The sequence below is a fragment of the Duganella paludis genome (assembly GCF_054461335.1).
On the sequence record NZ_CM136922.1, the window covers coordinates 1304742 to 1330879 of the forward strand.

Genomic DNA, 26138 nt, shown 5'->3' on the forward strand with positions numbered 1-26138 from the left:
ATCAGAGGCGGCTGGGCCTGGTCAGGGTCATATTCGCCCTCGCTAAGGAAGGAGTCTCGACCTTGCAAATCAACGAATACCGCTTACAGATACAACTGAGAGTCTCGTGAGGTGGAAAGTTAGCGCATTGATCTCATCCACACTAATACACAAATTTCTAGCAATCTCGGCACGGCCTACTCTTTGACTCTTTAGGAAATCCAATACTTTACTCAATAACTGAGAGCTTTCGCGGCCCATCGGTTCCGGTTCGTTTGTTCGGAAGCCATTCTTTGCGATCTCGATGCAGAGATTGCGATAGGTCCACTCCGTCACTTGCTCTAGTGCGTTGTAGCGATAAGCCAGTGCAGCGAGCGACACTCCCCAATACTGTTTTAACTTCAATAGATACTTGATTGTAAACACCGGCGGCCTGTTGGCTACCACACTTTCCTTCGGCATGAGAAATGCCGAAGCGAACGCATCTGCTTGACGTTCCATTTCGGGTCCGTGAACCTGTCCATGTTGCATACTGTAAGTATCACGCACTAAATGACCTAGCTCATGGGCCGAGTCAAAACGACTACGCTCAGCAGACTTCATTGTATTGAGAAACACGAACGGCTTGCCGTCATGCCATGTGCAGAAAGCATCAACTTCTCGTGCTTCCTCCGCCAGCGAAAAAACTCGAATACCCTTAGATTCCAACAAATGAATCATATTGGGAATTGGAGCATTGCCCAGCCCCCACATACGACGCAAAGTCGCAGCTGCATCCTCAGGAGAAAGGTCGCTAAGGTCGGGCAAATCAGCTTGAGGCAAATTGAACCTTTCTTCCATCCACTCATTGATTTTGAACGCAATTGCTCCCGCGCTTAGGGCACAGTTTTTCATCGCGTCCGTCATCTTTGAAAGCGAACGGAAGCTGGCCGCATGCTCCTCAATCGTAGGCATGGACTCCTCAATGAAAAAAAACTGCTGAGGGAAATTCAGCAGTTTGGCCATTCTAGCGAAGGTTTCAGAATCAGGAGCGGAGGTACCCGTCTCATAGTTTTGAATACTACGGCTGGTAACACTCAGTTCTTTGGCTAATTGTGCTTTCGTTAGGCGCCTTCGAACCCGGGCAAACGTAATTTGCGAGGGGTTGATTTCTGACATAGTTATAACTTAAAAAGTCCCTGACTTTGGTTCAACTTCCACGTTAGCAGGCGCATTTGGAGCATCCTTACGAATCGCGAAGTCAGCTGGATTGTTGGGGATGCTACCTAAAATAATCCGCTCTCCCCACGCCGTGATTTTTTTCTTATCAAATCCGATTGGATATGACAGTTCGAATCGCACTTCCTTTAGTTTTTTATCATAGTGATAGAGAAACGCCCAAACTTGGGTCTCTTCACGCTTTTCCTTCGCCAAGCGGAATGAGTCTTGGTTAAACAACTCCAATTGATTCTTTTGAACAAATCCCTCAACAACAACACCCTTTTCCGCTTGGTTAGTGGGTTCATCAAAACCCAATTTGCCCGTTTCGCCATTACCAGTCATTACGACGAAAGAAAGCAAGCGATCTGGCGAGCTGATAAATGGACAATTCTTCTCTTCGTGGATGTTCCATTGCTTTTCACTGAGTCGTGTGCGCAACTCTTCAACGGTCTTCAACCATTGCTGCACACCGGCTGCAATCACAGCAGAGGCGCGCGTAGTCTCGTTTCGGGCGCTCAAGCCGCTCTGAATGATTTCGGATAACAGGCTGAAAGAGAGATCGCCGGACAACTCCTTTAGGCGCGCTTCAACCAGGACAGGATCGATAACAGTCTTGCCACGTAGCCCGTGGGCATTGGAATGAACCAGTTTGAACTCAGAATTTCGCACGGTAACTCCCCACATGAATTTTCCGGAAATTATACCTCAACCCGAGGGAAAAAAAGCGGAAAAACATGAAGCCAAATTGCAACTGAATCGAGCGACGCCCCGTCCACTGCGACGAGGCAATAAATCATAATCCAACACTGTGTTTTTGTACAGTAATCTTGCAGTTAGCCAGCCAATCAAGACTCTAACTCATCCACCTATTTATGCCAGACCTCAGCACAAACACCGGCTGCTATCCGACCAAATCAAAGGGTAGAAGATTTGAGGGCGCGCCCCCGCGCCTTTCCGGCCAGCCAGTGATTGACAAAGCGGTGAGTCAGCGCTCGTCTTCAGTGTCGCGATGACCGAAGAGAAGACTTCGCGAGGCAGGGCATCAGCTGAATGAGTTCGTTCGGCGACGATTACTTCCACGGCTTGAATGATGAACCTGGCATTTTCAGCTCCGCTGAGGATGGCGACACGATAATTACACGCTCCACACTCTGCTCCAGCCTGCCGACTTTATATACGGTTCCATTACGGCCCTTGACGATAACAGTCAATCAGAACGGATCCCTCGCGGTTGGCATACAACTGAAGCGCTTCCTAAAGCTGATCTATCAGGCCGGCAAAACCCTGGGGGCCTTGCGCCATTAAGGCCCAATCCTCCAATCTTTTTTTGCACTCGACCATTTGAGCATCCGATGGAAAATAAACCGGAACTTCCCCACGCCAACGGCCTATCCCCCGAACATCGAAATCGACGAAAAGAGGAAGCCATTTACCGCCACTCACGTCTGCACGCAATTCCACTTTGTAAACACGCTCCACGGACTGAAGCGGAGTGCGCTGCCCTGCCTTTACGGCATGGTCAGGCAAGCAAGCCTGCCTGATGACCTCAAGTGTCAAGAACGAATTCAACCACCCCGTATCACCATATTCCGACAGATATTCAGAGAATCGAACACCTGAGCAAGGATCAAAAACGTTCTCACCACGCTGCATCGATAGCACCTCGCGCACTCTTTGCGGGAAGTAGTCCACGCCGGAAACCCGTGCTATGCCACCTCGTTCGTCTAAGTAGATATCGTTAGTATCCTTATGGATGGCAATACTGCTTCCGATCCGCTGGACGTCTATCCGAGGTTCACGCTCCATTACCTGGCAGCTGAGGTTATAACCATTTTCTCTCTTAACAAGGACTGGGGCCGCGCTCAAAATTCTACCGTCACCGAGGCCAGTGCTAAGGATGTATCGCTCGCTAGCGGCTTTGCCGGCAAAGCCATTTATATAAAGAACTAGACCTTGAAAATCGCCGACAAGAAAGTTCCTGACCTGCAATATCCAACTTGAAGCGCCAACCTGATCGAAGCTGCCTGTAAAGATGATCTCTGCCCCCATGCTGAATAGCTGCACAGAAAAATCAGCGCCCGCGCCAGCTCCAGACCGAACCGCATCTGCACACGCTACCTCGTGATCGCTCTTCATCTTGCGTAGCATCGCAGACGTGTACGTTACTTCATCGCGGTCAATTAGGGTCGCATGATCGGCACATAGCCATATCCCGTTGTCGATACTGCTCCGCTCTTCAGATGTCAACGCCGAATCATAACGGCGCCCGCCCGGCGAGGCTGCGGTGATATGGGCTGCTACTCCAATGCACGCAGCGGATTGCGACGACTCGTCGCTCGGCCCGATAGTAAGCTTTCTGCAGCCGTTGAACGAGCAGTGCCATCCGGCCCGCGCAGCGAGATTGCTTCGAGTTCTTGCGGAGAAATCGTCCCGTTGGCTCATCTAACTGTTCTCGATTATGTCAATAATGATTGAGTACCCAGGATTCCAAGGACACTGTTTGCGCGATAAAAATGCCCGCAAATCAGAATAAAATCTAGATTGCCCACACAATGCTTTCAACGTTAGCGCGCTGCCCGGTCAACCAATTGTTGTAACCTAAGTGTGTCAGCATCACACGCGAGCTGCCCCGCAAAGGCCGACCACAATTTGAATGCGCCCAAGGCTTGCTGGTAGTTTCCATCAATGGCAAGAGCTGTGATGGCTTGAACCGCCGCCGCCGTCATTTTCTCGTAGACCTCAGAATCTGATCGACGCCGTTGCGATCCCACGAGTTCAAGGTCGCGTGCCAGATAGACCAAATCACGAGGTCGTTCATCTTCTGTCCACTCGCAAACTACAGCGCCTGGAACGTTGTCCCACCATCGGTCCTTAAACTTCTCTGGACTGGCTATAACCATTCCTCGTCCATGCCCACCCTCTTGGACAATGTCGCCCGCCTTGAAGTGACGTCCATCGCTTTTATTAGTCATAGCAGATCCAATTGTTTAGACGCAGCGTCTACCGCATCCAATGTCAGAGGTCGCGCTAACTCCGGACCATCTTTCACTGTGCTGTTCACTTCGAACCAAGCGAACTTATCAGCCCCTAACGCCATCGTCCGCGCGAGCTCGGCCGCCTGCTCGCCTGAGAGCTCCGGGTCAAGCCAAGTTGCTGCGTCTGGTGCAGTAAAAATGACCGGCGCCCTTGAATGGATATCGACCATGCTTCCCTCCGCGCCGGCAGTCACTGTAACGAAACCGCTCTCATGCGGCTTCTCAGTTTCTTGCCAAAGCGTGATACCAGCCATGTAGAGGAGCTCTCCATCGTTTCGATGGATGTGCCAACGATGTTTTTTCTTAGGATTATCGACGTCTGGAACCCATTCGTACCAGCCATTCGCAGGAACTATCACACGTCGCCCGCGAGTAAGCCGCCCCCAATAACCACCCAACAGCTTTGCCAATTGAGCATTGGGAACCGGTCGCGTTGCACCAGGTGGAGCATTGCGGCCCAAATAACCCCAAAAGCGGTCTTCCAGTACGAGACTCGGGCCATCTTGATACAGGATCGGTAGACGCGCCCCAGGCGATGCATTGAACGATCTAGCGCCACTATCGCGCCGCAAGACTTCCCCCGCCCAACTGAAATCAGCTAGCAGTCTTCCCACATCGTTTTGGTCAAGTCGTCCGCACATGCAAATATGGTACATCGTATTTCACATCACCATTATACTGTACAAATACACAGTATTTTAATTTGGAGGTACAAATGCGTGCTTGGGTCTCAAGGCGCCGGTGGGATGGGAGCCTGCTGGAAGAGGCAATCCCGATGGTAGAAGGCGCACGGCCCTGCCAACTTGTGGTCGTGAATGTCACCGACTACACCAGCCGGCGCCCAATAAAATTGGCAAGAATTCTTCCGATAGGTGAGCAACGCATTCTTGCCGAAATTGCTAAGCCCAAATTAGTTTGGCTAAAGGAGCGCAGTCTCATCCTGTCTGGTATCGAAGTTCTTAAGGAAACTAAACGTGAGGTCCACCAAACGTGGCTATGTAATCTAGCGCCACCGGATTTTGCCAAGGGATTTCGTGTTGCAGATGTATATCAGAGCGGCGTTGCTCGCCCCCGTGGCGCGATTCGTGACCTGGGCAGCAGCACAGGAATTTTGACAATATCTAGTCACTTCGAGCGCGCGTTGAACCGCCATGCATTGACAGCAGAACTGGCGAGCTATGAGACCGCGGTCTATGGTCCTAAACGCTTGATCGATTGCGATATCGAGTTCATGAGCGACGAGCGATTTGAGCTATCGGGGTTATACGTCAATCCACCATTTGAAACCCGGCCAGAACAGATTCTGCGCGATGCCTGGTTATGCGAGTTTCATACCGAACTGCCTGATTTGACGAGGATGGAGTATCGAATGCTAAAGCCAACAACACACTAGCTCAACACTTCATGTCTGTCGCCGGAACACAGCAATAGGATAAGATAGACTTCAAGAGCTAGAAATTGAGGGATAAGCGATGTCAGCCAGGCGTCACCGCCCCCCAAAAATCCGTGCCTTATTTTTGGAGCTATGTCGTTGTTTATAAAGCTTTTTCACAAAGAATGCTGAATTATTCAAAATTCTTGTGAAAACGCAATTGAATCAGATAGTTAGCATTTCCACTCAAAAATTTAAGAAGTTTGTTGCTTGCAGTTTAAAGTGCAGTTTAATGAGTTTTCAGCGTTTTTCCCTGCCAAAGCCGCGCAAACACTGGTAGCATGTTGCTCCCAAGAATTCTTGATGCACAGCATCATAGTCAATGAGCGCAGAACCACCCATCGGATCATTTTTCGCCGTTTCACTTGAGGAAATCCACGAGATTGCCGAGAAGTCAGGCAACGCAGACTGCATACTTGCGATGATTGCACTTCGCCGTGGTCAAGGCAAAAAAAAGAATACCGGCTGGGGGCGGCTTTCGATCAAGAAACACATGGCGCTACCTCACTCTCGTGCTAACTACGCTATCGACTGGTTGCTAGAGAATCGATACTTCATCGAAGGTAAGCGCGAAGTCAAATCCAAGGATAAAAGCTTAGGTGAAGGCCAAAGCGGTGCCAAAGGCAAAGAACATCTCTTTCCGGTTCGCTCTCTGCCCGACATTAAGAAATGGATATTCCTGCCCAACTCCCTCGTAGACAACGTCGAAGGAGGAAAGGAAGGCGGTCCACTAGGACAGCTAATGCGGAACATCCGCACCGCCCCCTGGAGTAATATTTCAACCGGCCAAGCACGAGTAGACGCGATGCTCGTACTGATTGCACTTTATAAGCAATATCAACGTGGCGAGACCAGGCAGAATTTGGTTTGGTGGGAGTGGGATACACAAACGTCGAAGGGAAAAGCTATGTCACTTATGACATTTGACGAGCAAGAGATATGTCTACTCGCTGCGACTAAGGGCGTCCTCCAATTTGACCCCGATGCGGCTAAAGAAGCATTTGGAAACACTTGCCCTAGCCATCAGATTTTGCCTCGCATTACGCTTGCGGTCGAAAACTTAAAAACGCTTGGCCTTGCGTATACTTTAACCAGTGTGTGCCAGCAGAAATTCATCAGTGTAGGCAAGGGCTTAAAAAAGACATACGAAATGGGTTATGTTCTTGATTCGGACTTTACCGGATCGGCTCAACCACTAGGTGTGTCTCCGCTTAAAGAATTAGTCAGGAACTTTTCTGAGTATCTGAAAAACAAGCCTAACGCTCAACTGATCCCCCCTTTCAGGTCAGAGAGTATTGAATTTGTAAGCACCAGCAAGTTGTGCTACGTAGTTCGTTCAACGATTGAGCCAGCTCATGTGCCAAATACTGACGATATAGTTGAAATTTCAGCAGAATTCAATCTCCTCCGTAAGATTTGGAGTAATATGATTGAATATTCTATGGACAACGATTTGATCTTGCATTAATTTCATTTCCTTTTTTCGGAAAAACAGGCTCACGAAATAATGCGGGTTTCAAGCCTTTTTTGTCATATAAAGTAGTAGAGGGGTAAAGCAGTAAAGGGATAAAGTAGTAATTTTTATAGCTCTAACACTGCCAACAACGGATAAGAGATTTTTCTCACGGGAGGGTTCCCACTTAATCCACATCTTCCACAGTTTCACGCACCAACGTGGTCTTGTTGATGCATCAGGCGCTCCATCCCTACCACAACGATTGCAAAACACAAGAATTTTCTCCGGCGCGACAAAAAAGAATTTCGTTGCATTAGGGAAAAATATGCATATGATAGTTCTCCTGTCCAAATGTCAGGAGAATGATTTGCAGATCTTTACTACCCCATCCAATGCCGTCCAGCCTAAACTGGAACTAGTAAGCTCGACCGGCCCCTCTCTGCGGGAGCCCGCTCAGAAATTAAACCCCTTCGAGTTGCGCAATGATCCTGGACAGGATTCATTGTTCCCCACTCAAGAAGCTCCCGAACACAGCTCTGTTAGTCTCCAACCAGAAATCCAAGAAGACGCAACCTCAAAAGACATAGAGCTGAAATACATGCTCTCTGAACAGTATCCTGAGCCACTAGAATTCTACCCAGGTCCCAAAATCCGGCTCTTCCAGAAAAAGGACGCAATCGCGGCTGTGAATGCCGCACAGCTGTGCGATCCGGAATCATGCGCCCGCATTTCCAAAGTCATCAAAACGCTCGCAAGCCACGGCGAATACAGGAAACTCGGTCAGATACAAAAGGACTTCAACTATTCGCTACGTCGTCTTCTGGACAAGTATCAGCAGTTTCAGGAAGTTATCGAATATGTGGTCAGCTGCGCGGCCCTCTCGCAGCATCGCGGCGACAATGTATTGCGTATGTCTCCGATCCTCTTGATTGGGGAAGCTGGTGTCGGAAAGACGCAATTCGTACAAGAGTTTGCGGCCTTGCTCAAAGTCGGATTCAAGAAGATTGACCTTAGCGCAAGTCAATCTAACTCCGAACTAGCCGGATCATCAAGTTTTTGGAGCAATTCGGCGCCATCCAAAATTTTCCTCATGGCCAGCCAGGGAGTAAAGGGTGAATCTCTCGCAAATCCAATTTTCCTGCTCGACGAGATCGACAAGCCGGCGCGCTCCTTAGGCTTCACCAATGCCGATCCGTTAGGCGTGCTCCACACGCTGCTAGAAAGGCATTCGGCGGCCTGCTTCACTGATCTAGCAATCGACATCCCGTTAGACGTTTCAAACTACACATTCGTCGCGACATGCAACGATGTGGATTTAGTTCCTACCACCCTGAGGTCTAGGTTCAGGGAGTTCGTCATTAAGATTTCAAAAAAACAAATGAAGGACATTGCTGTTTCTATCACACACGATCTGATTGATGATCTGCCTGATACAGAGGTTGTATTTCATCCGTCGGCAATTGAGAAGCTATCAGAGTTAGAATCGCCCAGGATCATGAAGAAATATGCCGAGGATGCATTGGGACGTACTCTCTTAGGTGGTCGAGATATTGTTGAACCGAAGGATATAAAAACATTCGTACATGCAAAGCCCAAAATGGGTTTTCTGTAAATTGATAACCAGTCTGTTCAGCCAACATCACCTTGTCATAAAAATACTTAGATTATCCTTAAAAAGCAAAAAATCATTATAGTTTTATCGTTTTTCAGAGCGGATGGGAAAATGTCTCCTCCGCTATGTGATTCAATATGCCATGACATTGACTTAGAGGATAAAATGTACACAAAAAGATCTTTAGACATAATTCCCGATGCAAACAATCAGATGGTTTTCAAAAAAACTCCCAACTCATATCCAATACGAGATGGTTGGGTCAAAATTATTTCAGATCATTGCAGACTTCCGCTTCCTTCTGCCGTTGAATATCCGAGTCATATACCAGGGCGTATATTTTTAGGCGATTTTTACGTCCCAAAATCTGATGAAATCATTATTGAGGGATACTCATACGGAACGTTCAAAACAAGAAGCGGCATCACAATCAGCCGATGGAATTACCGAGTATCGGGAATAGACTCTCGTGGAGAGTTCGTTTCTTACAATGGCAACTGGATGAGTTTGAAGAAACAGATGCGTAGTCAAGGCATGTATAAAACGCTGTTGGACGGAACGAAAGAGCTAGCTGCTCTCGTTCGCGTTGGGCACGCAATCAGGTTGGGCATGAACCTGATAAATGAAGTACTTCAGCCTGAGGCAAACCAAAGTACCGACTCGAAGCCGCCTCGGCTTCGAAAGTCACAATCCCGGTCCGAAGCGGTGACCTCGTATAACACCTGCTCAGCGAACGCTAAATCACCTCTGCCGCTCCGGCCATAAGTCCCGCTGTACTCTCACGGCCCCGCCATGCTGGAGGGGCCGCAGGCCGCTCAAAGGCAGTCCCACGTCTCTGCCAGATCCCTGGCAGCTCCCCTTGACCGTCCCCTAGCAGACCCCTAGCAGACCCCTGGCAGTTCCCCGGCACTTCAGTGGCACTTCAGCGGCACTTCAGCGGCACTTCAGCGACACTTCAGCGGCACTTCAACGACACTTCAGCGGCACTTCAGCGGCACTTCGTGGCATTTCAGTGGCACTTCGCGGCATTTCAGTGGCACTCCGAGGCATTTCAGTGGCACTCCGAGGCATTTCAGTGGCACTCCGAGGCATTTCAGTGGCACTTCGACGCACTTAGAAGCACTTCTGCGGCACTTCGACGTCGGTGGGAGGCGCTCTCGGGGCGTTCTGGGGGCGTTCTGGGGGCGTTCTGGGGGCGTTCTGGGGGCGTTCTGGGGGCGTTCTGGGGGCGTTCTGGGGGCGTCTTCATCCAATCAAAGTTAATCAAATAAAATTTTATAACTATAAATCAACATAAATCCTTTCCCCTAATAAAATAATTTGTCAAAACAGAGAAAATCCACTCAATTTCCTCACCTTACGAAAATTGAGCGATGCAATCGGTTTAAACTATTTCGTATAGCAGCTCCAAGCCGAAGTATAAAAATATCGTAGCAAGGCACGCCAAACGTATATCACACACTGACGTGTCTGCTATACGTTATGTGCCAAAGGCTGCGCCTTTGAATCCAATTACGCCCCTGACGTGGCTAGAGAAACATGAAAACAAAACAAGTCAACATCAGATTAACAGAGGAAGAGCGAGATCAATTCAAAGCACTTGCTTTCGCTCATGGTTTAGATGCCTCCGATTACTTCAGATCAAGAGTCTTATCTCTCGATGTTATTTCAACCACAGCGGCAATCGAATCATCTGAAGAACTAGCTAAAAGGGCAATTGCAGCAGATAGGATAATAAAGAAACGAGAACTTGAAAAAAATATCCCAGAGCACATTCTGCGTCGATTAGCTTATTTAAGCTCTATGAACCAAAAGTTGGATGACATGTTGAAACTTCTCTCTGCGTTCCAACATGGAGCAGCTACCGAATCAGTGGCAACCAAGCTCACCGCTTACCTAGAAGAGTTGCAACAGGCTATCCAAGGGGAATTTTGAAAAAAATCTATTTTAATAAAACCAATATTTCATAAGGATTTTACAATGACATTAATAAGAGTCACCGGAGCGAATAAAGGAATTAAAAATTACTTGATCAATGGAACGAAAAGTGGAAGAGAGTTCACGAGAAACGAGCTTGATGAAAGAATCCCGATTGGGAATATTGACCTCATGGACGAAATAATAAATAGCATCACATCAAATCGAATCAAATACCACCACATCACGTTATCACTAAAAGAGGATATGGTGGACGCCTCAATATTTAGTGGAATGCTAAAGGATTTCGAGAAATTTATATTCTCTGCTTATCATCCCGATGAATACAATATTTACGCAGAAATCCACATGCCTAAGAAAAAAAGTATTCTAACGATTGATGGAAAAAAATTGATTCGACTACCACACATGCATATTGTCGTTCCCAACCTTAATTTACTTAGCGGTCAGGCATTGAATCCATGGGGGAAGTATGACCACAACATTCCCTACTTTGACGCTTTTCAAGAATATCTAAATCGAAAATACGGAACAATTTCACCACGAGACAGCGGTAGAAGTGACTTCACTATGGAATCAACTATTCTACAACGCTCAAAGGGAGACGTATTTTTAGGAAATGGCGATCAATTGAAGCGCGAGATACTACGTCACATAATAGATAACAATATATCTACGTTATCCGAATTCCGCAGGTATCTTAAGAGTATTGGAGAACACAAGATAGTGAACTTGGGGCGTGCAAACGAACATGAGGCGATAAGGGTGTCTGGGCGCGAGCGCTTCGTGAATCTGCGGCACAATGTCTTCAAAGAAGCGTTTTTGATACTCAGCCCCGATGAGAAGACGAAGTATCTATCCGCGTTCGACAATGACAGTTACGTAGCGATCGGGAGTCCCCGAAACACGGATGAGGCGCTCATGACGCTAATCAACGAATGGCACTCAATACGCGCCAGAGAGATCAAATATTTCCCTGGTGGCTTGCCTAAGACGTACAAAGCGCTGGCGCGCGAAGAAAAGCTCGATGCTCTCAGGAGGAAGGAAATCGCCTTCTACAATAAGATCGGATCTTCTATATCTTTTCAGAAACAGCTATCCGACCTCGATAAAAGGCCGACGCTGCGCTTACCTCGTCTCGAACTGTCCTCTCCTTCAACAGCCACGGGCAGGCGATACGATACGACAATTTCCCAAAACGTTCGGAACAAAGCTGAGTTCACGCTGAGTCAACGAGAAGAACATAGGATCATTGTCGCTAGATGGAACCAAGCCGTGGACCTGGAGTTTCTCCTTCAGGAGATGGTCGACAAGGTTGGCTTGGTGCGGTCCAAGTATCAGATTGCAGGCCAAGAAAATCAGGGCGAGCCCCCAGTGCCGCCGAGGCGGATTCGCTGCGGCGCCAGGCACCTAAACGCAATCGACTTCTTGACACAAGAATTGCGAATGCCATTCGTCGCGGCACTATCTACACTAAAGAATACTGTAGCGCGTCAAAGCCATTTTGAAGCCAACTGTCATCCCGACAAGAACACTCCTGAGCCGATCCTTTGGAGGCAGTTTTCTATGGTTCGACGCTCACTTCGAGTGCGCGTTCTGGAGGAATATCGGTTAGAGCTAGATCAATTGCGGAACTGCTTGCAGGAAGAACGCTCCGACATACAGCAGGAACGGAGCGATCGCAGATTCGCTCTCTACCTCAACAGGATGCCTCGACACTTTAGGGAGTTATTTTTGGCAGACATTGAACGGGAGTACCAAACTCGCAGGACAAGCCAGCGATTCGTCGCTCGACAAAAGGAGTTCGTACTCAAGCGGGCAAAGCTGCAGATCAAAGATTGGGCGCTGTATCAGATATTTCTGCGATCGCGCGGCGATGAAGAATGCTTGCAGGAGTTGCGTCGTCTTGCCGTCGCCCGTGAAATACTTCCCGACGCATGCTTCATTAAAGGTAACAACGTGGGTAGCTCTATCATCGACGACAGGGGGATCGTCTCGAAGCACGGCTGCATGCGAGAGGTAATGCTCAACGGCGACATCATCTACTCCCAAAATGGTCGCGCGCTTCTACACGATCAGGGAGACCGGTTATTGATTATCGATCGAGACCACGGAGGCCCGATTGGCTTAGCATTGGCTAAGAAAAAATGGGGCGCCCAACTAGCCATAGTAGACCCCACAGATTTTCTCCAAAAAATGGAAATGCGAATGGGAGACGACAACCTGCATGTCTCTTACCCGATGAGGAAGCAAATCTCGTAGGCATTGCAGAAGCGCCTACGAGATCATTTGTTTATCCGATCCTGGATCGTGGCCGTCGGTTCATTTCGTCTGAAAGATATGATGCAGTTACCGCAGGGGACTCGGTGAGCAATTTGAGTCCCCCTCTATCATCAGACGCCTGTTCAGCGCTTAGCTGGCCAACCGCCTGATAGGGGTTTGCTAGTAGGGATCCGCACTCGACAGGATGAGTAGCACATAGACACCGGAGACAGTAGCTGCCTCATCGTCAATAGTGACCTATTTTCGCAAGAAAGCTGCAAGATCGAAATTTTGGCGTGCGATTTCATCCTCTACCATCTGAGCAAACACTTGCGCACCTAACTCATTTGAGTGAGTGGTATCAGTGCCGACAAAATATGTCTGCGCCGTGGTGCGGCCAACGGACGTAACCCATTCGCTGGATATCTTCATTAGATCGATCAGCGGCACATTCTCAGAAACCGAGAGGTTCGTCAATTCAGTGCGAACGTTCAAATCTCCGTAGATGTGCTGGCTCGCAAGAGCCACACCGTTGTTGCGTACCATCGGTGTCACCAGTACCGGATGCGCACCTTTGGCTTTAATCGCATTGATCATTCCCAAAATGCGGGAGCGATAAAGTTCGGCACTGGTGTCCTTATCGTTGTGACCAAGCTGTATCAAGACCCAGTCGTTTGCCTTCAACCGGTAGTCGATCTTGTACCAGATGAACCCTCCGTCTACCCTGAAGGCTTTCGTGCCCTCGCCGGAATCGGCATAATTTGCCACTGCTGCCTGGTTAGCAAAAAAACGTGGGATCATGCCGCCCCATCCCGTGTACCGAGCATTGGGTGCAAGATTCAACTGTGGTGGCTGGTCTGCTACAGTGGAGTCGCCTGCGATGAAGATCGTTACCGGATTGAGCACCGGTTTTGCCGAGAGTGCAGTAAGTCCGCTAACACCTTGGGCTACACGCAAATTAAGACCAGGGATACCTGGATCTCTGGCCTGCAAAGGCTCCCCTTCGAAGAGGTAATCACGAACATCGACCAGCGCGGTCACGCAGCGATTCTTTGCGGTGGACTGCGCTTCGTCGAAGAAGATACGACGACGCGATTCAGCGTAGACATCGATCGGATCCGTATAGCTGCGGTCGAATCGCATTGCCACTTTGTAGATCTGCTTGTCGTCCCCGCCCACTGAGCAACTAGCCGGGTCACCGCTACACGATTGCAGAGCGGCCACATCCTCAGCGCTCATCCCGATGCCACCACACTCATCAGGCATCAGCTTAAACGTTGCATCCTGCCTCTGGGTATCGGTAGAGATGTTGTCCAATCTTAAGTTGTGGTAGTGGCGTATGTACTTCTGCGGGAATCGATAGGATTGGAACGAGAACAACGCAGGATCTTTGAGTCCGGGGACTTTCTTGAACGTCGCGTCCAGCGCGAAGTTGAGTGTATTGTCCGACTGCGACAGGATCAGGTTATAACTACTCTGCCGAAGATAATAGCCGGGATTACTGATGGACTGAAACGACACGTAGTCGCCGCTGGCGTCTGCCAGACCAGGCACGATACGCCAGTCAGAGTTATTTTCTGGGTTTACGTCTTCGCCGATCACAGCAGTCAAGCCGGACGAACGCCAGAATAAGTTCGGATAATTCTGCGACTGAATTTTTACTATCTCTTCTGCGTTTGCTACCGAGCTGTAAGACAGCAGCGACAGCAACATCATGGCGGCCAAGCTGACCAACATGCGAATGTTGAGAAAGACTGGCAATAAAGTAGCCGGGAAGCGAGCCCGACCCGCTTTGGTATTTTCCATCATCATCTCCGTTTTATAGTTTGTCGGATCCCGCCGTGCAGCTTCATGTTCCTTCCTACAGGACGGTCCACGATCATGCTAATAGACTAATATTTTGTGAAGGTATGCTGATATCGAAAGTGGCCATGCCGGTTTAACATGGGTTGACTATCGCCATGCATTACGGATCACGACCTGCGTGAAGAATCAAAAAAAAGCCCACCTCAAGGGTGGGCCAAGATTCAAGCACTGAGAGACACGCAGATGTTCCGCGCATTTGGATCATATTCAGAAATCACCGCATCGAGGTATGCCAAGTCTGCTGTCAGCCAAGCTATTTCAGCATGCTTGGTAGTTACGATACAATTGGCCGCCATTAAATAGCTCTTTTGAATTTCGGTGATGACTGAGCACAAAAAAAAATCGGAAGCGGGAAATAGCCTGCTGGAGACAATGGGCGAACCGGACCGCAACAACATGACGCGCCGCATCGTCGACGCATTGGGCTTGGCTATCGTCACCGAGCAGTTTTCGTTGTCTGCCCCTTTTCCTGTCGAAGCTGAATTGTGCCAGCGATTCAACGCCAGCAGGACCATCGTCAGGGAGGCGGTGAAAATGCTGACCGCAAAGGGGTTACTCAAATCGCGGCAGCGGGCGGGAACTACGGTCGAGCCAGAAGAAAATTGGAACTTGCTGGACCCGGACATTCTGCGCTGGATGCTGGAGCGTAAATTTTCAATCGACTTACTAATCGACTTCACCGAAGTGCGCATGGCGATAGAACCACGCGCTGCCGGCCTCGCAGCGCATTGTGCAACTGGCCCTCAGCGCCGCGACATCGTGCTGGCGACCGAACGCATGTTCGCTGCCGAGCGCGGCGAGGACGATCCACTGGAAGCGGATATCGCATTTCACACTGCAATCATAATCGCCAGCAACAACCGTTTTATCCGCCAGTTTCGGGATCTGACCGAAGCAACTTTGCGCTTTAGCATACGCCGCACCAATGAATATGCCGGAGTGACACGCGCAAGCGCCAAGGATCACGCGTTGGTGCAAGCGGCCATCATCAAAGGCGAACCTGTGCAGGCACACCAAATGATGAGCCAGCTACTTCAAGGCGCGCTGGATTTGTTGCTGACCGCCGGCGCCCATGCGCCACGTCCTAAAATCTGACAGCGCACCACGGCGCTGCGGTAGACGCCTTGAGTGCCGATGAATTGAAACCCGGCTCTCCGATAATAGCGTTCAAATCGCTTGCAGCTGTATGTTGCTTACGTTGGCTGGTATGCAAAATGAACATGGCTCGCCAAACTACCTCACGGTACCCCGCGACAATCCCGCCTCGCCAGATAGTTAAAATTAAATACTACAATTAGCATTCTCCCTGCAACGACGGGCTTTCTTCGACCCAGCGCTATTCTATATGCGGTTGTTAGAGCGGCCCTGAATTGAAGCAGAACTACACTCAAATCTGCGCCGATTTGTGGGTTGCAAATTTGCGACTGCAACAAAAACCATTGCGTGAGATTTCCCGAATAAATACTATATATCCAGTTTTGCAAGCGCATTGGTCTCGACAGCAAGGCCAAGTAACTAGAGAACCGCGCGACACCATCGAGGCATAGGAAATCCTCATGGCGCGCACATTGGAGAAAGAATAGTGAAACCAAAGTTCAAACTTCGCCTGCTCGGGGGAAGTGCCCTGACATTGCTTACCGCCACCGGCTACTGTGTTACTAACGCCCATGCTGCCGAAGCGCAGGAAGCCGCAGCCGTCTCCCAGAACGCGGCGCAGCCGACCGAGAAAGAGAAGCCGGAAGATAACGTGGTGGTGGTGACTGGCTCGCGGATCCGCAATGTCAACATCGAATCGACGCCAACCACGGTACTGTCGGCAGACAAGCTCAATGCCACCACCGCTACCAGTATTCCAGACGCGCTGTTCAAGCTGCCAGCATTTAACCCTAGCCTATCGACGGCAAATACTCCGATCACTTCGAATGGCGCTGGCTTCGGCCAGCCTGGCACATTCCTCGACTTGCGCGGCCTCGGCACGAATCGCACGCTGATTCTGCAAGATGGCAATCGCGTCCCCGCCACTGCTTTCGATGGCAAAGTCGACACCAATTTGCTGCCACAGTTGCTCATGAAGCGCGTCGACGTCGTCACGGGCGGTGTGTCTTCCGTGTACGGTTCGGATGCAATTTCCGGCGTGGTCAACTTCATCACCGATAACAAGTTCAACGGCGTCAAAGGCGTTGCTCAGGGCGGCACCTCGAAATACCGAGATGCAAATTCGGCCAAGGGCGGTATCGCCTTCGGTACCAACGTCGGCGAACGCGGCCACTTCGTCGGCAGCGTCGAGTTTTACGAACGCGCCCCCGTGGAAGATACTTCGGCACGTGCCTTTGGCCGCGCCGGCGCCGTCATTCTGGGATCCGGCACTGCGGCGAATCCTTATGTGACCGGCTACAACATCAGGCAAAACAATGTGTCGTCCGGCGGGCTGGTCATGACCGGGCCATTTGCTGGTCAACGCTTCCAGAGCGATGGGTCGCTGGTGCCGTTTGTTTCGGGCACGCCAACCGTTACCAACAACCTGGCAATTGGTGGTGATGGCAGCTCGGCACAGCACCAGTACCTGCTGTTCAAGCACCGTACGGCGCAGGGTTTCGCGCGCTTTGATTACGACCTCTCCGACGATACGCACTTCTACCTGCAAGGGCGCACTGCGAAAAACACGGACTTTGGTGCCAACCAAATCTACACCAACGTGTCAAACGCCAGCACCGCGAATCCGACGGCGACTGGCGGTAGCTATCCTTTGTGGATCTATAATGACAACGCCTTCCTGACTGCAGCGCAACGTGCCACCTTGTCCAGCGCTGGCGTGAACAGCTTCGCTCTGAACAGAATGGACAACGACCTGATGAGCAAGCTGGCGTTTGATCAGGAATTGAAGTCGAGCGCAGCCACCGCTGGCCTGAATGGTCAGGCAGGCATAGGTGACCTACAGTGGGATGCACACATCACGCGCGGCAGCAATGCCAACACCTATACCACGCAAAACAACGTCAACTCCGCCAAATTCTATGCGGCAGTAGATGCGGTGACCGATCCGGCCACTGGCGCGACAGTCTGCCGCGCTACGCTGACCACGCCAGGTGCATTCCCAGGTTGCGTTCCTCTCAATTTGCTGGGAGCGGGACGTGCCACCGCCGCAGCGATGGATTACGTTTTCGACGACACCTCGTACCGCGCTACCAATACGACGACCGATGCAGCTTTCAATATCAATGGCACCGTGATCGAGGGTTGGGCAGGCCCGATCAAATTCGCCGCCGGCCTTGAATACCGACACGAAACCCTTGGCATGCAGCCTAACGTCGGCAGCAACGTCTTCAATCCGCAATACCTGCGTTTGGGACCGGGCGGTACGTCGACGGTCGGCAGCTACCCGGGCGGCAATCTGGCCTATTTCAAGGAAGTTCCTTCGTCAGCCAAGGGCGAATCGCGAGTGCTGGAGAAGAACGTTGAACTGACCGTACCAGTCTTGTCCGACGTCCGTCTGGTGAAAGATCTGACGTTGAGCACCGCCTACCGCATGGCCGATTACCGCGTCAGCGGCAACGATGTTAGCTCGAACAAGTTTTCCTCCAAGACTTGGAAGCTTGGATTCGACTGGACTTTGTTAGAAGGCTTGCGCCTGCGCGGTACCAAGTCGCGTGACTTCCGTGCGCCGACGCTGTGGGAGCTCTACCAAACCCAGTTCATCTCGGCAAGCGGCGTTACCGATCCGCTGACCAACTCTGCGGGTACGCTGAATGTCGTCACTGGTGGCAACCCGAACTTGAAGCCTGAGGTGGCAAACACCTATACCTTGGGCGTTGTCTACCAGCCTAAGCAGATTCGCAATTTGGGCTTCGCTTTCGATGTGTTCAACATTGAGATCAAAGACGCGATCGGCAGCGTCAACGGCCTGGACAATAATGCGCAACGTCTGTGCCTGGCATCGGACGGCTCTTCGCCTTACTGTGCAGCAGTGGTACGCCCAATCTCGTACAACAATACCTCGGCAGCGAACTTCCCTACCTTGGTCTATAACACCTTGCAAAATACCGGTGTCGCCAAGTCGCGTGGTTTCGATGCGGAAGTCAATTACGTGGTCCAGCTGCAGCAATATGGCGATGTAAATCTTCGCGCATTGTGGTCGCATCAATCCGAACTGACCAAGGTCTACATCCCGAATCTGGCAGCCACCAATACGGCGGGCACGATTGCGGCGCCGGCCAACAAGGTTAACCTGTCCGCGACGTATCACAAGGACCGCTACACTGTGGACGTTTTGCAGCGCTTCATATCCAAGTCGCGCATTACCAACGTCGCCAACGTGGTGTGGGCATCCCCAACGGTATCCGCGTACAAACAGACCGATCTCAATCTAGCGTATGACCTGAAGCCGGCCAATGGCGCGATGACGGCCTTCTTCAACATCAGCAATCTGTTCAATACCACGGGCGACCTGCAGCAGCATCAAGGCTACTCGGGTTCACCTGGACTGCGCTACCCGTCGCTGCCTTATGCCGACGTCGTAGGTCGTTACTTCACCGCCGGTGTTCGCTTCAAATACTAAGCACTGACAACGCTAAAAAGCCCGCTTTCGAGCGGGCTTTTTTTTTGTTTCTTCGCACGTTGCCGGGATGGCATCGTTTTCGATACTTAGTACAACATTGGAAATCTTATTTTGCGAACTTATTGGAATCGCAGAATTGCTCCGCCAGCACCCATGCAATTTGAACATAGCTGAAGCGTGCAACAGCATGCCTTATGGTTTCCTGAATCTATTACGATAAAAAATAGCCATGCATCACAAGAGCTTTTGGCGGCTATATCAAAAAAATGGAGACGCGAAATGAAAATTAAAAAAATGAGCTGGGTTATCGGGGCACTATTTGCAGCGCCGGCTATGGGGAACTATGCACAGGCGCAGGAAAACTCCCAGTCGGCACCAACTGCGGAGGCCGTAGCAAAGCCCGTCGCCGCTACTGCACAAGGAGATGATCCTGCAGTGGTGGTGGTGTCGGGTATGAGAGCATCGCTGCGTAGTGCGATGAATACCAAGAAGAACGCAACGGAGATCGTCGACTCCATCGCTGCTGAAGACATCGGTAAACTCCCCGATAGCAATATCGCCGAAGCGCTGCAACGCGTTCCTGGCATCCAGATCCAGCGTAATGAAGGCGAAGGTACCAGCGTTGCTATTCGTGGCCTGTCGCAGGTTAAAACCCTATTGGACGGCCGCGAAATTTACAGTGACGCGGGCCGTGACCTTTCGCTGGAATTTATTCCTACCGAACTGCTTGCCGGGGTAGACGTCTACAAAAACCCATCGGCCAGCCTGATCGAAGGCGGTCTTGGCGGCATTATCAATCTTAAATCCCGTAAGCCGTTCGACTTCAAAGGATTTACTGCTACCGGTACCGTTCGCTATACGAACAACTCCCTAGAAGGCTCCAACGACCCGCAGGTTTCTGGCTTGATCAGCAATCGCTGGGATACCGGCATCGGCCAGGTCGGCGTGATGCTGAACGTAACGCATGCAAAGACCAGCACACGCAAAGACAATGTTGGCGTCGAACCTTACAACAATCGTTGCGATCTGGTCGACTTTAACAAGAACGGCATACTGTCCCCGACTAACAACTGCGCCACCGATCCGGGCGACCTGATCTTCTCTCCTGCTGGTGGCGGCAATTCGGTCGATATTACGAAACGTAAGCGCAGCGGCGTCAACATTGTCGGCCAATGGCGTCCAAGTAATACCCTTGAGTTAACCTTGACCGGTACGAGTTATCAGTTCGACCGGGAAACCGATCAATTCGTGGGCTACGCCAACAAGCTGGCGCTCGCGGGACTGCCTGGCGCGCAGTGGACCTTCTCGACCATACCTGGCCATGGCAATACCGTGCAGTCCGGCGCTTACCGCGACGTCGGTTTTACGCAAAACACTCTGTATCAAATTCAAGACTCCTTCACCAATCAGGTCGCGTTTGCTACCAAATGGGCGCCAGCAGATGATCTGAAGGTCAGCGCTGACTTGGCACGCACGAACTCTGGCCAGGATACTTCTGCGGGCTCACTGCGCATGAGTAACACTTGGAACGCGACCGGTACTACGCTGAATTTCGACACCAGCGGCGCGTATCCGAAACTGGACTTAACGGGCTTTGATTTTAACAACAAGGCGCTGTGGAACCCGTTGGATTCCAGCCATTCCGTTGGTCACTTGGAAGGCTCGTCTACGTCAGCCCGTGTCGACGTCACCAAAACACTGGATACGCCGGTTATCAACAGCGTGGACGTTGGCTTGCGTTTTGCGTCGCGCGACATGCAGAACCAGCTGGGCACCCGTAATCACACCATTCCGACTCAGGCTAGCGGTTTCAGGCTGGATCAGGTTTTGCCAGAAGCGTTTGGCAGTAATCCTTACAAAAACAATTTCTATGATGGCTTGGGCCACATGGTGATCACCAACTACAACTGGCTAATTCCAGAAAGTTTGGTGCAAAATGTGTCGAAGGTCTGCGCAGCGCTTGGCGATGCAGTCTGCTACCCAACCTTCGATCCATTTAACACCTATCGCGCTGACGAGAAAACCAAGACCATCTACGGTCAGGCAAACTACAGCTTCGCGTTGGGCGGCTTCCCGGTTGATGGTAACGTCGGCGTCCGCTATGTGCGTACCGACCTGTCGATCGACGGTACTCGCCGCTCGAATGGCAACATCTATACGCCGATCAATAAAAAATCCGACTACAGCGACGTACTGCCAAGCTTGAATGCGCGTGTGGAGCTGAAGAAGGATTTGTTCACGCGTTTTGCTTACGGCAAGCAAATCACGCGTCCCGCCTTCTCTGACCTGAATCCGAACTCAAGCTACACGCTCGGTGCCGGCTCCGGCCAGCAGGTACAAGGCACGGTTGGTAATCCTGACCTGAAGCCGCTGCGCTCAACTTCATTTGATGCGTCGCTGGAATACTACTTCACCAAGGACAGCTATACCTATGTATCGGCGTTCCGCAAGAACGTCAGTGGGTTTATCCAGAATATTCAGGTAACGGAGAACATCTCCCTGCCAGAATTCCCTAACAACTCGACCGCCTTGGTGTCGCGCAAAATTAATGGCGATGACGGCGTGATCAAGGGGTATGAAGTTGGCGTCCAGAGTTTCCTGAGTTTCCTGCCCGCTCCGTTCGATGGTTTGGGGATGCAGGCCAACTATACCCGCGTGAACAGTAGCGCACCAGGACCGGTGGTAGGCACTACAGTGCCACTGCAGTATCTCTCGAAGAACAGCTACAACCTGGTTGCCTACTACGAGAAGAATGGCTGGCGCGCCCGAATCGCATACACCCACCGTGATGGCTGGCTCGACACCTTGCAAGGCCCCGGCTCCGGCTCCCAGCCTATTTATGCTGGCTCGTTCGGTATCGCCGATGCCTCGATCGGCTACAAGTTCAATGAGCACTATGATTTCTCGATAGACGTACAGAACGCGAACAAAGCGGAGGATATGTACTACATGGGGCAAATTGATCGTAAGCGTTTCCGCGACGTATGGGATCGCAAGGTCAGCGCCGTGTTGAAATATACCTTCTAACTTACGCATCCATTTCGTTGGACGCGGGGTCTGCCTAATGTATCGGGCAGGCCCCGCTTTTTGTACTTGCACACACCGATAGAAAAATCCATCACATGATCAAACACGCCGTTCTCACACTACTCCTTATCGCTATTGGCCCTATTCATGCGACTGAACGGCCGGTGCAAGCGCCGGTTCCTGACTATGAGGTTCGGCGCGCGAAAGCAGAGATCGTCATTGACGGCCACCTCGATGACAGCGCGTGGCGCAATGCTGCATCAATCGATCTCCAATTCCCATGGAATCAGCAGACCGGTTCCCAACAGGCCACGCGCGCGCGTCTGCTCTGGGATGATGCCTACCTCTATGTGGCTTATGAATGCGAGGACATCGATATAACCGCCCGGCACACTCACCACGATGACCCGACATACGAAGACGATGCAGTGGAACTGTTTATCGATACAGGATCGGATAAACCCGGGTATATCGGCCTGGAGATGAATGCATTGGGTGTGCTGTACGACTATTTCAAATCGACGCGCGGGCTGGATAAATCCTACGACCTAAAAGGAGTGCGGATAGCGGTCCAACGTCAGGGAACGTTGAACGACGCTTCAGACCAAGACAAGAGATGGGTTCTGGAGCTGGCTATACCGCTAAGCAATTTTTCTCAACCTGCTATGGTCGGTACGGTCTGGAAGGCAAATCTGAACCGATGGGATGGAACCGCGCCTCACCGCCGCCTGAGCATGTGGTCGGACTCCGGAAAATTGCAGCCGGATCCTCATCAACCGGAACGGTTCGGCCGCTTGCATTTCAGTGGTGATATGCAGACTTATGCAAAATGAAACGTCGACTCTAGTGGCCACTGGCGCGGCAAATTGTCTGGTCCCACCTCCATGACGTCGGCCATATAAAGCCACCAGCGCGCCATGGTTGGATGCGACTGTAGCGACTCCATTTGGTGGTCCGGCCATAATTTCAGAACCGCGAACAGATGCCGCGTCTCCTCGTCCAGGAAGATCGAGTAGTCATAAATACCGACATGCCGCAGCACGCGCTCAAGGTGAGGCCACACATGCTGCTGCCGGCGCTTATACTCCGCCACCTTTCCTTCCCGGACTTTCATTCGGAATGCACGTATCGGCATGGCCTAGTCTTTTCTTCCATCGAAATGCAGCTGAACCGAAGCGATGTCTACGCCGCCGGCATCGTCCGCCCTCCCATCGCTGGACTGGCGCGATACACGCAACTCCAACCGCTCGATATTCCAAGGCTGAATTTTCCCTCGCGCGCGCGACGCCGGTCCCTGCCGCCAGTAGCTGCCCAAGCCGGGATACGGTGTTGGCGCCAGTACGCTGCGCGAGAATGTCATGGCGTTGAGATCAACGGTTACAGTCCCCCAGTTCAATCCGGCTACCAGCGGTGCACGCCAGCTTGATCCATCTTTCTCGACGAGGAACACCTCCAGCGTTCTTGGCTTGCCGTTGCTGGCCTTGAGTCTGGCGCTAAGACTGGTCGGGCTGATGCCGCCAGCGCGTCGCGCCGCGATCGCATCGCCGATATACAACACGCCGGCATTCAATTCCGGCTTCACGCCACCGCGCTCTTCCAATCCCAGTGTCAGGGCCGGGGTGCCGCTGGTTTCGCCAGGACCAAGCTTGAAGTTCAGTAGACGGTCAGTTTCACCAGCACGTGCCGCGCTTAGGTTACCGCTGTCGCGCTTAGGATTAAAAATCTCCAGCGGCATTTGCGGCGCCGTGACGGTAAAGCGCCAAACATCGCTGGCAGCGAACGGCCACAACCCTGGCTGTCCAGCCGTGGCGCCGGGGAAGGTAATTTTCCCCTTGCTGGCTGGCAGGCTAACCACGAACTCGTAGTCACCTTCAGAGATTGCTGCGCTATCGATGACGACGACATAATCAAAACCGCGTACGCGTCGCATCGCCAACGGCTGATCGAAGCCTTTGCGGCCCGCTGGGCGCAGCGCGAGATCCAACTGGTCAGGCAGCGTACCGCTGGCCAATCGCACGCTAAGCCTGACCTGCTGGCCGGCCACATGCTCGGTGACGGAGGTGTTTTGAATCAGATCGTCATACGTTTGCGGTGGATTGACGTGGTACTCGCGCATACCGACGCGGTTGATTTTGGCGGGTAAGGAAGCCAGGTCTGGATTGGCACGATTGCTCAGTAGCCAAACGCCCGGCTCTACACTAAATACCCCAGCACTGGCCTGGCGTTTCTCCACCTTGCTGTTGGCAGGCACCACCAGCGGAGTCGCGGTAAATGCAGCGCCGAGATCTGGCAGGTGAATAGCCATCGGCCAGGCATTGAAGTACAAGCGGGAGACGACCTTTCCAGGCACGGGCTGGGCATACGGGTCGCTTACCAGTAGCGCATTCGGATACACCTCAAGTCGCCACACACCATCAGCTACCTTATCCAAAAAGTAGGCTCCGCTACCTTCGTAATTCACCAATGGAGACGAACCCAATCCGACTACCCGCTTCAGCGAAGTCGGCCGACGTGGAGTAGCGAGGCTATCGCCGGCATTCATGTAGGCGTCGTCAGCGTTGAGCAAGCTGGTATCGGCATCATCATCCAGACTGAAGTCGCCGAACTGCTTACTTTCCGCGAAACTGCCAAAAGACTTTAGTCGCGGTAGGCGGCGCATCGCTTCACCGGAAATCACCGCACTGACCGCCTTGCGCGGCGTATGCACCAGATTGATGAAGTGCGTTTGCCACGAAAGGTTGTAGGGTGCGGTGTCCAACATGTCATACGAGAAGATCGCCGCGAACTGTGCGCCGACACTGCGGAAGGTGCGTGCCATCGCCGGATACATATAACCTGTCAGCAGATCGGCCTGATCGAATTCGTAAACGATGCGGGGCTTTTTTGCCAGCGAGGGAGCGCGCAAAGCAGGAAAGTCATCGACCGAGCTCAGATAGCTACCTTTCAGCGTGCGACCCGAAACTAGGCCCGACGGATACCATCCGAAATCGATGCCTTGCACCTTGGACTTAGCCAGCGCATCAGCGATCGCGTAGTCCTGCGAGTAGTTATGGAAAGTGATCTGTTGGCTGCCGGTGCTGCGTACGGCGTCTACCAGCGTGTTAATGTAGCTGATCGAAAGCTGTAGGTCCTGTGGATGGTGCTCCGGCTCATTGATCATCTCAATCATCGGAATCGCCGGATCATCTTTCAGCGCCAAGCCAGTGTAAGGATTCACATGGTTCAGCACTTGACGCACATAATTCACCTGAGCGGCAACAGCCTCGGGTTTGACGCCCATCTCCTTGCGCGGATACAACGAGGAGAAGCCAGTAGCTTTGTAGGACGGATCGCTTACGCCGTCCGCGAAAGAGGAAGGATAAGTAACGATGGGGCTGAGCAGCATCGTGATATCGCGTTCCTTAGCCTTGGCGATCAGGTAGTCCATCAGTTCCGTATGGACGTTCTCCACCAGATTACCCTTGGCGTCAGCACTTTCCCAGTCCCCCCAGGAGCTGAGACGCATACCATCCCAACCCATGCGCGCGAAGTGCCCCAGATCGGCATCGATCAGTTTCTTGATGTCGGAGCCAGTACGTACCGCGAGCCGGTAATCGCCCGCCGAAAACGGTGAATAGTTGGCGCCGAACAGCCGTACTTCCTGCTTGTCCGCGCTCCAGCGCATTACGCCTTCCGGATCGACAAAGATTGCCGGTGCGGCCGAGGCAACCGTTCCGAATGCGAGCGCCAACGCGGCAAACAGGGAGGGTTTTTTCATTAGTATGGATGTAGCCATG

At 51.7% G+C, this 26138-nt stretch carries 17 protein-coding genes; 9 read left to right on the forward strand and 8 right to left on the reverse strand.

The features are described 5' to 3' along the window. Positions 1 to 69: 69 nt before the first annotated feature. The 5 genes from ACXZ1M_RS05925 to ACXZ1M_RS05945 all read right to left on the reverse strand — a co-directional run bounded on the left by ACXZ1M_RS05925 (position 70) and on the right by ACXZ1M_RS05945 (position 4870). Positions 70 to 1137 (reverse strand): ImmA/IrrE family metallo-endopeptidase, encoded by a 1068-nt coding sequence (locus ACXZ1M_RS05925; protein WP_459052261.1) that lies wholly within the window; start codon positions 1135 to 1137, stop codon positions 70 to 72. Between the two features lie 9 nt (positions 1138 to 1146). Then, positions 1147 to 1863 carry a hypothetical protein gene (locus ACXZ1M_RS05930; RefSeq protein ID WP_459052262.1) on the reverse strand — a complete coding sequence of 239 codons (717 nt, stop codon included), beginning with the start codon at positions 1861 to 1863 and terminating at the stop codon, positions 1147 to 1149. Between the two features lie 570 nt (positions 1864 to 2433). Further along, complete coding sequence (locus ACXZ1M_RS05935) at positions 2434 to 3621, reverse strand: hypothetical protein (RefSeq protein ID WP_459052263.1); 1188 nt, start codon at positions 3619 to 3621, stop codon at positions 2434 to 2436. A gap of 122 nt (positions 3622 to 3743) precedes the next feature. Beyond that, positions 3744 to 4151, reverse strand: coding sequence for a hypothetical protein (locus ACXZ1M_RS05940; protein ID WP_459052264.1), 408 nt, complete (start codon positions 4149 to 4151; stop codon positions 3744 to 3746). After that, positions 4148 to 4870: an SOS response-associated peptidase gene (locus ACXZ1M_RS05945; RefSeq protein ID WP_459052265.1), complete on the reverse strand. Its 723-nt coding sequence runs from the start codon at positions 4868 to 4870 to the stop codon at positions 4148 to 4150. The genes ACXZ1M_RS05940 and ACXZ1M_RS05945 overlap by 4 nt, the downstream gene beginning before the upstream one ends. Positions 4871 to 4929: 59 nt before the next feature. On the opposite strand from ACXZ1M_RS05945, the gene ACXZ1M_RS05950 reads away from it, so the two are divergent. From ACXZ1M_RS05950 to ACXZ1M_RS05970, 5 genes are all read left to right on the forward strand, one after another. Then, positions 4930 to 5607, forward strand: coding sequence for a hypothetical protein (locus ACXZ1M_RS05950; protein WP_459052266.1), 678 nt, complete (start codon positions 4930 to 4932; stop codon positions 5605 to 5607). 361 nt (positions 5608 to 5968) lie between these two features. Then, positions 5969 to 7114, forward strand: a complete 1146-nt coding sequence (locus tag ACXZ1M_RS05955; protein ID WP_459052267.1) for a hypothetical protein — start codon at positions 5969 to 5971, stop codon at positions 7112 to 7114. Between the two features lie 355 nt (positions 7115 to 7469). Beyond that, positions 7470 to 8714, forward strand: a complete 1245-nt coding sequence (locus ACXZ1M_RS05960) for an AAA family ATPase (RefSeq protein ID WP_459052268.1) — start codon at positions 7470 to 7472, stop codon at positions 8712 to 8714. 1539 nt (positions 8715 to 10253) lie between these two features. Continuing rightward, complete coding sequence (locus ACXZ1M_RS05965) at positions 10254 to 10649, forward strand: plasmid mobilization protein (RefSeq protein ID WP_459052269.1); 396 nt, start codon at positions 10254 to 10256, stop codon at positions 10647 to 10649. Between the two features lie 45 nt (positions 10650 to 10694). Continuing rightward, complete coding sequence (locus tag ACXZ1M_RS05970; protein ID WP_459052270.1) at positions 10695 to 12914, forward strand: hypothetical protein; 2220 nt, start codon at positions 10695 to 10697, stop codon at positions 12912 to 12914. 258 nt (positions 12915 to 13172) lie between these two features. Here the strand turns inward: ACXZ1M_RS05970 and ACXZ1M_RS05975 are convergent, their stop codons facing one another. Further along, the gene (locus ACXZ1M_RS05975; protein ID WP_459052271.1) at positions 13173 to 14720 is read right to left on the reverse strand and encodes an AbfB domain-containing protein; all 1548 of its coding nucleotides are present in this window, start codon (positions 14718 to 14720) and stop codon (positions 13173 to 13175) included. Positions 14721 to 15101: 381 nt separating this feature from the next. Here ACXZ1M_RS05975 and ACXZ1M_RS05980 point away from each other — a divergent pair, with 381 nt between their 5' ends. The 4 genes from ACXZ1M_RS05980 (at position 15102) to ACXZ1M_RS05995 (ending at position 23195) form a co-directional block, all read left to right on the forward strand. Next, a complete protein-coding gene (locus tag ACXZ1M_RS05980) occupies positions 15102 to 15875 on the forward strand; it encodes a FadR/GntR family transcriptional regulator (RefSeq protein ID WP_459052272.1) in 774 nt (257 codons plus the stop codon). Positions 15876 to 16362: 487 nt separating this feature from the next. Then, entirely contained in the window at positions 16363 to 19335 is a 2973-nt protein-coding gene (locus ACXZ1M_RS05985) for a TonB-dependent receptor domain-containing protein (RefSeq protein WP_459052273.1), read from the forward strand. 279 nt (positions 19336 to 19614) lie between these two features. After that, positions 19615 to 22362 (forward strand): TonB-dependent receptor, encoded by a 2748-nt coding sequence (locus ACXZ1M_RS05990; protein ID WP_459052274.1) that lies wholly within the window; start codon positions 19615 to 19617, stop codon positions 22360 to 22362. Between the two features lie 95 nt (positions 22363 to 22457). Next, entirely contained in the window at positions 22458 to 23195 is a 738-nt protein-coding gene (locus ACXZ1M_RS05995; protein WP_459052275.1) for a carbohydrate-binding family 9-like protein, read from the forward strand. Here the strand turns inward: ACXZ1M_RS05995 and ACXZ1M_RS06000 are convergent. Then, the gene (locus ACXZ1M_RS06000; RefSeq protein ID WP_459052276.1) at positions 23183 to 23476 is read right to left on the reverse strand and encodes an L-rhamnose mutarotase; all 294 of its coding nucleotides are present in this window, start codon (positions 23474 to 23476) and stop codon (positions 23183 to 23185) included. The two genes, ACXZ1M_RS05995 and ACXZ1M_RS06000, sit on opposite strands and share 13 nt — an antisense overlap. A gap of 24 nt (positions 23477 to 23500) precedes the next feature. Continuing rightward, positions 23501 to 26119 carry a glycoside hydrolase 5 family protein gene (locus ACXZ1M_RS06005; RefSeq protein ID WP_459052277.1) on the reverse strand — a complete coding sequence of 873 codons (2619 nt, stop codon included), beginning with the start codon at positions 26117 to 26119 and terminating at the stop codon, positions 23501 to 23503. Positions 26120 to 26138: the final 19 nt, after the last annotated feature.